Below are 9,521 nucleotides of genomic sequence, written 5' to 3' on the forward strand. Positions count from 1 at the left end.
CAGTGGTTGGCGCGGGCCGCAGGCGATAGGGTGACGACGCGGTTGCCGCCTCGAGATCGCTGTTAAAGCGGCGCGCCCCCTGTGGGAGCAGCTTTGGCCGCGATTGCCGGCAGTGGGAAGCTATCAGTCACGCATGTCATCCGCGAGGATTTCCATCAGCCGCCCATCGGCGAAGATCACCGCGGCACGCACGCGCCGCTCGGGATAGATGGGCGCCATGGCCGCGCGATAGGCGGCGAGCTGGGCGCGGTATGCCGCAGGTGGATTGGCCGGGGCGCTCTCCCCCATCTTGTAGTCGAGGATCCACACTTCGTCGTCGAATTCCACCAGACGGTCGATGCGGCGCAACTCGCCGTCTTGGCCCACATAGGAAAGTTCGTTCACTGCGCGGCGATATTGGCCGTCTGCGAAGAAGCGGGCGAGCTGGGGGGCGGTAAGTAGCGTTTTCGCTTCTTCCAAGAGGGCCTCGAATTCCGGCTGGGCAAGCCCCAGCTCCCGCCGCAGCGCGTCGTCGAGGTGGGGGCCTGCCGGTGTGGTGAGCACTTCCAGGATGCGGTGCAGGGCAATGCCACGCTGGATGGCAGGCGTGTGGACAGGAGCCAGTCGCCGGCCCACGGCTGTCGCGGCGGGCGGGGCCACGGGCGCGTCTATGGGCGCGGGCGGGGCGGTTGCGGCCACGGGCGGCGGCAGAGTGGCGAGATCGAGGGGATGGCTGCATCGCGCCGCCAGGATGCGGCCATAGCCGCTTTCTGCTTGCGGCTTGCCCGAGCCGCTCACGATCAGATATTGCTTTGCCCGCGTGAGGGCCACGTATAGCAGGTTGAGTTCCTCGTTGCGGGTCAGCCGCGCTTCTTCCTGCAAAAAAGTGAGCCGCGCGCGGTCGCGCTCGTCCTGCTTGGTGTAGAAGGAGAAATGGGTGGGCGCATCCGCGCCCGGCGGCCACTTAACCAGCACCCGGTAACTGTCGTTGGCGTTGGGTCGGCGCTGGGCATCGATGAGACAGACGATGGGGGCCTCCAGCCCCTTGGCGCCGTGGATGGTGTGGATGCGCACGGCATCGCCCCCGGCATCCGTCGTGCCCTCGTCCGGCGCCTCTTCGCCAGCCTCGCGCAAGGCGGCCAGCTCCTGTAGGAAACGGGGCAGGGAGGGGTAGCGGCCGCTCTGTATCTTCAGGGCGAGCTCCAGGAAGGCGTGCAGATTGGCCTGCACGCCCGCCTGTTGCGCTGCGGGAACCGCCGCGGCGTAACGGGCGTGCAGCTCGCCTTCGAAGTAGATGCGGTCGAGCAGGTCATGTACCGGCAGCCGGTCCGTGAGGCTGCGCCAGCGGTCCAAGTGTTCCGCCGCGCGCGCAAGACAGGGCGGCGCCTGGCCTTCCGCCACCAGGGCGGTTAAGCGCTGCCACCAGGTGCGCTCGTTGCGGCCCGCCAGCAGCAGCAGGTCCGCGTCGTCGGCGCCGAACAGGGGGCTCTTCAACACCTGGGCGAGACGCAAATCGGCGAAGGGCAGCACTAGGAATTCCAGCAGCGCGGTGAGGTCGGCTGCTTCCAAGGTGTCGAGCAGCCCGCCTTGACGTGCGGTCAGGTAGGGAATGCCTGCGGCCTTGAAGGCCTGTTCGAAGTGGATGAGGGGCGTGCGCGTCCGGGTGAGCACCATGATGTCGCGGAAGCGGGCGGGCCGCTCGGTCTTTCCCTCACGCACCGGCAGCCGACCCACCAGGTCGCGCAGGGTGGCGGCGAGCTGGCTGGCTTCCAGGGCGTGGGCGTCCTGGTCCTCGGGTCGGGGTTCTCGCAGCGGGTCGCGCAACGTGGCGCGTGGCGCAGCCGCCTCTTCCTGGACTTGCGCGAGGGGCAGCACGAGCACGCCGCCGGGCAGGGTCGCGTCGTGGGCCGTGTGGGAACGGAAATGGGGAAAGTCCGACACGTCTTGGAACACGCGGTTGACCAGATCGATCACCGCGGGCGCGCAGCGGCGCGATTCGTCCTGGGCGAGATACACTGCGCCATAGTGGCGCATGAGCCAATCCTTGGCCAGATCGAACAGGCGTGCCTCCGCGCCCCGGAAGCGATAGATGGACTGTTTGGGATCGCCCACCAGGAACACCGTGGGACGACGATCCGCGGCCTCGGCCGCCGCGAGCCAGGTCTTGAGGATCTGCCACTGCACGGGATTGGTGTCCTGGAACTCGTCCAGCAGGATGTGGCGGTAGCGGGCATCCAGCTTGTACTGCAGGTATTCGGCGTAGTCGCCTTGCGCCAGAAGCCGCCAGGCGAATAGCTCGATGTCGGCGAAGTCCAGCGCGCCGCGCGCTTCCTTGAGACGCTGATAGTGGTCAGAATAAGCGGCGCCACAGCGCAAGGCCGCTTCGTTGAGAGACTGGATACGGGCGACAAGCCGCGCCTCCTCTACGTCGCGCAGCCGTTGGGCAAGCCGCTCGCAGCGTTGCAACGCCTCTGGGCCGCCATGGCGCTCGGCAAGTTTGACCCATTCCTTGCGCAGCGTGCCTTCGCGGGTCAGGGCGACTTCGCGGATCGCCAGGAAATAGTCCTCGTCGGCGCGCCCGTCGCGGGCCAGGGTGGCGGCGCAGGTACGCTGTTTTTCCGTCCCCTGCGCCATGAGGTGGGCGAGGAAATGGGCGTCCTCTTCACCGCCGGCGGCAAAAAATTCCGCCACCGCATCCCGCCCTGGGACGTGGCCCAGGGTTTCGCGCAAGCGGACCGCGGCATGGGCTAGTGGGTCGTCGGCGCCACGGGTGTAGGCCTGCCATTCCGTGCGCTTGTGCAAGAAATCGTCGAGCGCCTTGCGGGTGTTGGAAAGGCTCCATTCCCGGAACAACGTGCCCAGTGCCTGGGCTTCCGGTCCGTCCGGTTGAGCGGCGAGGCGGTCAGCAAAATCCTGCCAGGCTTGCTCCCGCAGCGCCGCCGTGTGCTCCAGCAGGGTAACGTTACCCGCCGCGGCGAAAGCCAAGGGCGCGTGGCGCAAGATCTTCAGAAACCAGCCGTGGAAGGTGTCGATGGTGGGCCCGGGCTCGGCGGCAGCCACGTGCTCGAACAGGTGCCGCGCCCGCGGCAGCACGTCGGGGAGGGCTTGGGCGGTGAGGCCACGCGCGAGCAAAAACTCACGTGCTTCCCCTTCCGTGCAGGTGGCGAGCATGCGCAGCCACGCGTTGAGGCGGGCCTGCATTTCCTGCGCGGCTTTGCGGGTGAAGGTGATGGCGAGAATCTGGGAAGGCTCGGCGCCGGCCAGCAACAGACGCAGGATGCGTGACACCAGTAGCCATGTCTTGCCGCTGCCTGCGCAGGCTTCCACCACCACGCTGGCGTGAGGATCCAGGGCCTGACGCACAAGGCCGCTGGCGCTACTCATGGCAGGGTCTCCCAGAAGGCGCGTCGGCACAGGCCCGCCATTTCACAATGGCGGCAGCTCTCCTCACGTCCATGGGCGGGCAGGGGCGCACCGGCCCGCAAGTTCCCCAGGATGTTCACGAGCCGCGCCTCTACCAAAGCGGCCTCGCTGGCAATATCACGGGCGAATGGCACCAGTGTCGGGCCCTCTTTGGCGAGGACAATGTAGGCGGCTTCCGCCACTTGCTCTCCAGCGAGCAGGGCATAGACCGGCAACTGCACGTCTTCGCCCGCATCCTTTAGCCGCTTGCGCAGGCGGCTGGGATCGCCGGTTTTATAGTCCAGCACCGCCAGCCGGTCATCGGCGCGGTCCAGCCGGTCCAGGGTGCCGACGAGCTCCACGGCCGTGCCGTCGTCGAGCGCGAGCCGGCGACGGCGGGCGATTTCCTGGCCGGCCACGCGCCAGTCGTTTTGCTCGCGGCTACGCTGCCACGCGAGGTAGTCGGGTAAAACCGCCTCCCAGGCGAGCTTCCAGGCGTGGTTGAGGTAGTTTTGCGCCAAAAGCGGCGCGAACACTTCCTCGGTGATGGCGCGCAGGATTCGCTCGGCCTCTTCTTCGCCGAGTCGCGTGATGACGGGATGGCGAGCGTGGAAGCGGGCCAGGATGCGATGCACCACCTGGCCGAAATCCTGCTTTTCCATTTCCACCGTCACCTCGTCTTCCTCGTTGAGGCCAAGCACGTGACGGGCGAAATACTGATAGGGACAGGCCAGCAGGCTGTTGTAGCCGCTGGCGGAAATGCGGGTGGGCACCTGCGCCGGCGCCAGGCGCGGGGCAGGCCGCGGTGTCGCGCCGCTGCGTGGCGGCGAGATCGGGCGCAACTCCTCGCGCAGGGCGAGATCATCCCCCCAGGCCATTTCGTGCAGCGTGGCCAGCACGTCGAACCAGGGGCTGGGCAGATGGGTTTCCCCATCCTTTTCGCTTTGCCAGATGGCGAGCACCTCGTTTGCCCCCGAGAGCAGGCCGGCCAAATCTTTGCGCTGGGATTCCAGCGTCTGCCGGCGCGTGGGGAGCATGAGCTCGGCGCGCACGGCCTCGTTGAAGAAGGGGCTGCCCTCGGGGCGCGACGGCAGTTCCTCAGCGCCGGCGCCCAACAGGATGACGCCATCGAAGCGGCGTAGCCGCGTCGCCGCCAGATGGGTGAACACTACGGGGCTGTCGATGCTGGCATCGCGGAAGGTGGTCGCTTCCAGGGCTTCGTCCAGCAGCCGCCGCCACTCGGCGAGATGGAAGCGACCAGGTGTTTTCTGTGCATCCTCTTCCAGGGTGGCGAGCAGCGCAAACAATTGCGCGCCGGCGAGATCCGCCCGCAGGGCCTGGGTGATACCCAGGCCGTCCAGCGTCTGCCGTAGCGTGGCGAACCAGTCGGCAAGTGGTTTAGCCTCGCGCGGCCAGAGTCTGCGCGCCGCTTCCAGGCGGTCGAGCAGGGCCAGGCTTGTGGAACCCGTCTCGCGCGCCGCAATCCGGTAGTGGGCGAGCCGCGAGACTAGATTGCGGCTGCGAATGAGTCGCTCCAGCTCGTACACCGCTTCCCGTCGCGCCGGCGCGGGCACATCCGAGAAGATAAGCGGCGACTTCAGGAAATCGAGGAGTTCCCGGTGATGGAAGTCGCTGGCCATTAGATCCAGCCAGCGCATCACCACCGAAGCGGCCGCCGCCGTGGACAGCGTCCAGCCCGTTTCGTCGGACACCAGGATGTCGCAGCGTTCCAAAAGCGCCCGCAGCCGCCGTGCCGCCAGCCGGTCCTGGGCCACGATGGCGATGCTTTGCCTGCCTTCGGCGAGCCAACGGCGCAGCTTATGCTCGGCAAGCTGCGCTGCCTGTTCCAGACCGTGGGCAGCCGAAAGACGCAAGCGGTTGGCGAGGGGGCTTGCCGGATGACGTTCACGCAGTCGAAGCGCCCGCTCCCCCAGCGTGTCCGGGCCGGCCATCCAGGCCGCGGCCAACACCTCCTGCACAGGGTCCTTACTTGCCTCCAGCAGGGCGGGGGCGAACACGCGGACCGGCTGGCGCTCGGCATAACGGAGGAGACACTCCACCTCCACCGGCGCAAGCTGGCCAAGACCCACGGCATAAAGGGGCGCGGGCGCCTCGCGTGCGAGACGGGAAAGACGCAACACGTAGGCCGCCGTCGCATCTGGGCGATCGGCCAATACGGCATTGTGCACCTGCCAGAGGCTGTGCACCAGGCGGGCCTCGAAGCGCAGGGATGGGCCCTCGCGCGCGCCATAGGCCGCCGCAAGACGGCGGGCGAAGTCTGCCTCGTCCTCGGGCAAGGCCACCCGGTGCAAGGTGAGCTCATCGAACAGGCTCATAAGCGCCCGTGCCATGCTCCAGCGGTCTTGCTCGCGCAACCAGCCCCGCTCGCGCAGGGCGCCGTAGAGCAGTCCCTGGCGCTCGAGCTCGGATGTCGTCGGCTGCAACAGAGGCATTTGCGCGGCGAGCTGGGGCAGGGTGGTGAGGCGGGGCAGAATCAGGGTGGATCGACCCGCGGCCTGCGCCAGCGCCCGCGCGAAGGGGGCGACGGCATGCAGGCTGGGCAGGAGCACGATGAGGCCGGACAGATCTGGCAAGGCATCGGCGTGCTGGGCGATCAGGCGCTGCGCGGCCTCTTCCAGCGCGGCGGCGGGAGGTACCGTCTCGGTGTGGGCGGAGAGGGCGTCCAGGGTCACGCGCGGGTGGGACAAAGCGCGCCGCAGGCCCTCAGCGGATGAGCTGGTCGCGCTTGTTCTTGACCTTGGCCCACTCCTCCGCGTCTGGCAGTGGATCCTTGCGCTCGGTGATCACCTTCCATACCTTGGCGAGCTCGGCGTTGAGGGCGATGAAATCGCGCTGGTCCTCGGGCACGTCGTCCTCCGCATAGATGGCTTCCACCGGACATTCCGCCACACACAAGGTGCAGTCGATGCACTCGTCCGGGTCGATCACCAGGAAGTTGGGGCCCTCGTGGAAGCAGTCCACGGGGCAGACGTCCACGCAGTCGGTGTACTTGCAGCGGATACAGGCTTCGCAAACGACGTAGGCCATGGCACCTGCCTCGAATCAAGCGGAAAGAAGCCCTGATTGTAGCCTTGGCGCGGGCACTGAGCAAAACCGGCGGCATGCTTCCCAAGGGGCGGGTTTTTCGTTAGCATACCCTTGGCTTACCGGATTCCAGTCCCAATAAATCAAACCATTAGCCCTTCACCAAACCGCCTAACCGGCGGCTTTTTCGTCTAGCGAGGATGCCATGAGCGAACACATTCACTACGTCACCGACGACTCCTTCGAACAGGAGGTGTTGCAGTCCGAACTCCCCGTGCTGGTAGATTTCTGGGCAGACTGGTGCGGGCCGTGTAAGATGATCGCTCCCATCCTGGACGAGGTGGCCCAGGAATACGCCGGCAAGATCAAGGTGGCGAAGCTCAACATAGACGAAAACCAGGCCACGCCACCCAAGTATGGCATCCGCGGCATCCCTACCCTGATGATCTTCAAGAACGGCAACGTGGAGGCAACCAAAGTGGGCGCGCTGTCCAAGTCCCAGCTCACCGCCTTCATTGACAGCAACACTTAAAGCGTCTATTTTCCCATCTGAAGTTCTTCGGCCGGGTCCCCAACAATCCACAGCAAGGGGCCCGACCACGTTGCCGGTGGCATTTATTCGGTCCGCCGGGCCCGCTCCGCGTTTCAACCCCTTCCTCAACCGTTCTTCGTTCCACGAGTCTATGCATCTTTCCGACCTCAAAAGGCGTCATGTCTCCGAACTGGTGGACATGGCCGTCGCCAACGAAATCGAGAATGCTGCGCGCATGCGCAAGCAGGATCTGATCTTCGCTCTCCTCAAGAACCAGGCCCGCAAGGGCGAAAGCATCTACGGTGAGGGCACCTTGGAGGTGCTCCAGGATGGCTTTGGCTTTCTGCGTTCGCCAGATACCTCCTATCTGGCCGGCCCCGACGACATCTATGTCTCGCCCAGCCAGATCCGCCGCTTCAACCTGCACACCGGCGACACCATCCAGGGGGAGATTCGCACGCCCAAGGACGGCGAGCGCTATTTCGCCCTGGTAAAGGTGGACACCGTCAACGGCGAGCCGCCGGAGAATGCCAAGAACAAGATCCTGTTCGAGAACCTGACACCGCTGCATCCCACCGAGATGCTCACCCTGGAGCGGGACATCAAGGCGGAAGAAAACATCACCTGCCGGGTGATCGACATGATCGCCCCCATCGGCAAGGGCCAGCGGGGGCTGCTGGTGGCGCCGCCCAAGACCGGCAAGACCGTGATGCTGCAGCACATCGCCCATGCCATCACCGCCAACCATCCGGATGTGGTGCTGATCGTTCTGCTCATCGACGAACGACCGGAGGAAGTGACGGAGATGTCGCGCACGGTGCGCGGCGAGGTGGTGGCCTCCACCTTCGACGAGCCCGCCACGCGTCACGTGCAGGTGGCGGAAATGGTGATCGAAAAGGCCAAACGCCTGGTGGAACACAAAAAGGACGTGGTAATCCTGCTCGATTCCATCACCCGCCTGGCGCGTGCCTACAACACCGTGCAGCCGGCGTCCGGCAAGGTGCTCACCGGTGGCGTGGACGCCAACGCCCTCCAGAAGCCCAAGCGCTTCTTCGGCGCCGCGCGCAACATCGAGGAAGGCGGCTCGCTCACCATCATCGCCACCGCCCTCATCGACACCGGCAGCCGCATGGACGACGTGATCTACGAGGAGTTCAAGGGCACCGGCAACCTGGAGATCCATCTCGACCGACGCATGGCGGAGAAGCGCATCTACCCAGCCATCAACGTCAACCGCTCTGGCACGCGGCGCGAAGAGCTCCTCATCAAGCCGGACGTGCTGCAAAAGATCTGGATCCTGCGCAAACTCCTGTATCCGATGGACGACCTGGAAGCCATGGAATTCCTCCTGGACAAGATTCGGGCGACCAAGAACAACCAGGACTTTTTCGACAGCATGCGGCGGGGGTGAATGGGGCGGGGGTGAGCAGGCTTCCAGGTCTTGCCCCGCTACGGGGTCGCATCCCCGCTGTCGCGGGGCCCCTGCTCAACCCTTCGCGGGGCGACCTTCCAGCGATGGAATTCCTCCTGGACAAGATTCGGGCGACCAAGAACAACCAGGACTTTTTCGACAGCATGCGGCGGGGGTGAATGGGGCGGGGGTGAGCAGGCTTCCAGGTTTTTTGCTAATACGGGACACGCTCCGCGGAAGCGTCATTCCTACGCAAGCCCGTGCAGGCCGGGAGGGGCTGCCTCGTGGCCATCGTCCTGTCCCACCCGCTTGTGCGGGGACGCCGGGAAGTGCTCACGCATTTGCCGAATGCTCAATGGCAACGGCTGCTCGGCTGTCGAATCCTGCGGTGCGGGTGGCGGGATACCGGTTGTCAACAAATCGAACTGCCTGGTTTCGTGGCGCATAGACTGTCCGCTTGTTCCCTGTGGGAAGGTATCCCACAGTCAGGTGCCGCGGCGGACCTACGCGGCAGTCTGCAACTTGGGTTTGAGCAACTGCCCTTGGGCATTGTAGCGAGCCAGGCAGCGTGGGCCGTGGAAGAGGGCGATCCTCCCATCCAAGTCACGGTGCACCTGCACCTTCACCTTGACGTAATGCATGCGGTGACGGTCGGTGGGGATTTGCAACTTCATCCCCTCGAAAGCCACACAGTTGAAGTTTCGGCCGCCGCTACGCGGCTTGACCTGCTGGCGCAGGTTAGCCTGCGCTGAAACTGCGTTTTCCTTGCCGACCCCCCCGCTCCTACTGCTCGCACAGGATGTCATCGAGATTACCTCCGATCCAGGGCACGAAGGCCGCGCCTTCCTCCTCGACGAAGAACATCGAATAGTGCTCGTTGGTGACGTCATCCATCGAGACGACCAAGTCCCAGTGCCGCCCCGTGACCCACTCATGCCGACTGGCGTCCTGGTGCAGCATCATGCCCGGCCAGGCGGCCCGCGCCCGCCGCTTGCGGTGTTTGCCCCGCCCCGGGGCCTTCTTGACCACCCCCGCCTCCTGCAAGCGATTCTTCACCCAGGTGTAGGAACGACGGCCCCTTCCCGCCGGTACCAGGCGTGGAAATGCTTGACGTTCCAGCCTTCGAACCGGCTCCGGTAGCGCTCCACCAGC

6 protein-coding genes and 1 pseudogene are annotated in these 9,521 nt (G+C 65.6%); 2 read left to right on the top strand and 5 right to left on the bottom strand.

The window, feature by feature from the left end; genetic code table 11:
• Positions 1–123: 123 nt before the first annotated feature.
• Genes V6E02_RS09095 through fdxA form a run of 3 tightly spaced genes read right to left on the bottom strand, consistent with a single transcriptional unit; the run spans position 124 to position 6,429 of the window.
• Complete coding sequence (locus tag V6E02_RS09095; protein ID WP_347308475.1) at positions 124–3,363, bottom strand: UvrD-helicase domain-containing protein; 3,240 nt, start codon at positions 3,361–3,363, stop codon at positions 124–126.
• A complete protein-coding gene (locus V6E02_RS09100; protein ID WP_347308476.1) occupies positions 3,360–6,074 on the bottom strand; it encodes a PD-(D/E)XK nuclease family protein in 2,715 nt (904 codons plus the stop codon). Before V6E02_RS09100 ends, V6E02_RS09095 begins: the two co-directional genes overlap by 4 nt.
• A gap of 31 nt (positions 6,075–6,105) precedes the next feature.
• Entirely contained in the window at positions 6,106–6,429 is a 324-nt protein-coding gene (gene fdxA / locus V6E02_RS09105) for a ferredoxin FdxA (protein ID WP_347308477.1), read from the bottom strand.
• Positions 6,430–6,631: 202 nt separating this feature from the next.
• On the opposite strand from fdxA, the gene trxA reads away from it, so the two are divergent.
• Together trxA and rho are read left to right on the top strand one after the other, a co-directional pair.
• A complete protein-coding gene (trxA, locus tag V6E02_RS09110; RefSeq protein ID WP_347308478.1) occupies positions 6,632–6,958 on the top strand; it encodes a thioredoxin TrxA in 327 nt (108 codons plus the stop codon).
• A gap of 151 nt (positions 6,959–7,109) precedes the next feature.
• Positions 7,110–8,369: a transcription termination factor Rho gene (rho, locus tag V6E02_RS09115; protein WP_347308479.1), complete on the top strand. Its 1,260-nt coding sequence runs from the start codon at positions 7,110–7,112 to the stop codon at positions 8,367–8,369.
• A 503-nt stretch (positions 8,370–8,872) separates the two neighbouring features.
• Here rho and V6E02_RS09120 read toward each other — a convergent pair.
• Positions 8,873–9,043, bottom strand: a complete 171-nt coding sequence (locus tag V6E02_RS09120) for a hypothetical protein (protein ID WP_347308480.1) — start codon at positions 9,041–9,043, stop codon at positions 8,873–8,875.
• Between the two features lie 109 nt (positions 9,044–9,152).
• A pseudogene (locus V6E02_RS09125) lies at positions 9,153–9,521 on the bottom strand (hypothetical protein); the annotation flags it as partial.

It is taken from the genome of Thiobacter sp. AK1 (genome assembly GCF_039822265.1).
GTDB lineage: Bacteria > Pseudomonadota > Gammaproteobacteria > Burkholderiales > Thiobacteraceae > Thiobacter > Thiobacter aerophilum.

Coding starts and splice junctions, on each gene's coding strand:
- V6E02_RS09095 (WP_347308475.1), bottom strand. CDS start 3,363: ATGAGTAGCGCCAGCGGCCTTGTGCGTCAGGCCCTGGATCCTCACGCC.
- fdxA (WP_347308477.1), bottom strand. CDS start 6,429: ATGGCCTACGTCGTTTGCGAAGCCTGTATCCGCTGCAAGTACACCGAC.
- trxA (WP_347308478.1), top strand. CDS start 6,632: ATGAGCGAACACATTCACTACGTCACCGACGACTCCTTCGAACAGGAG.
- rho (WP_347308479.1), top strand. CDS start 7,110: ATGCATCTTTCCGACCTCAAAAGGCGTCATGTCTCCGAACTGGTGGAC.
- V6E02_RS09120 (WP_347308480.1), bottom strand. CDS start 9,043: ATGAAGTTGCAAATCCCCACCGACCGTCACCGCATGCATTACGTCAAG.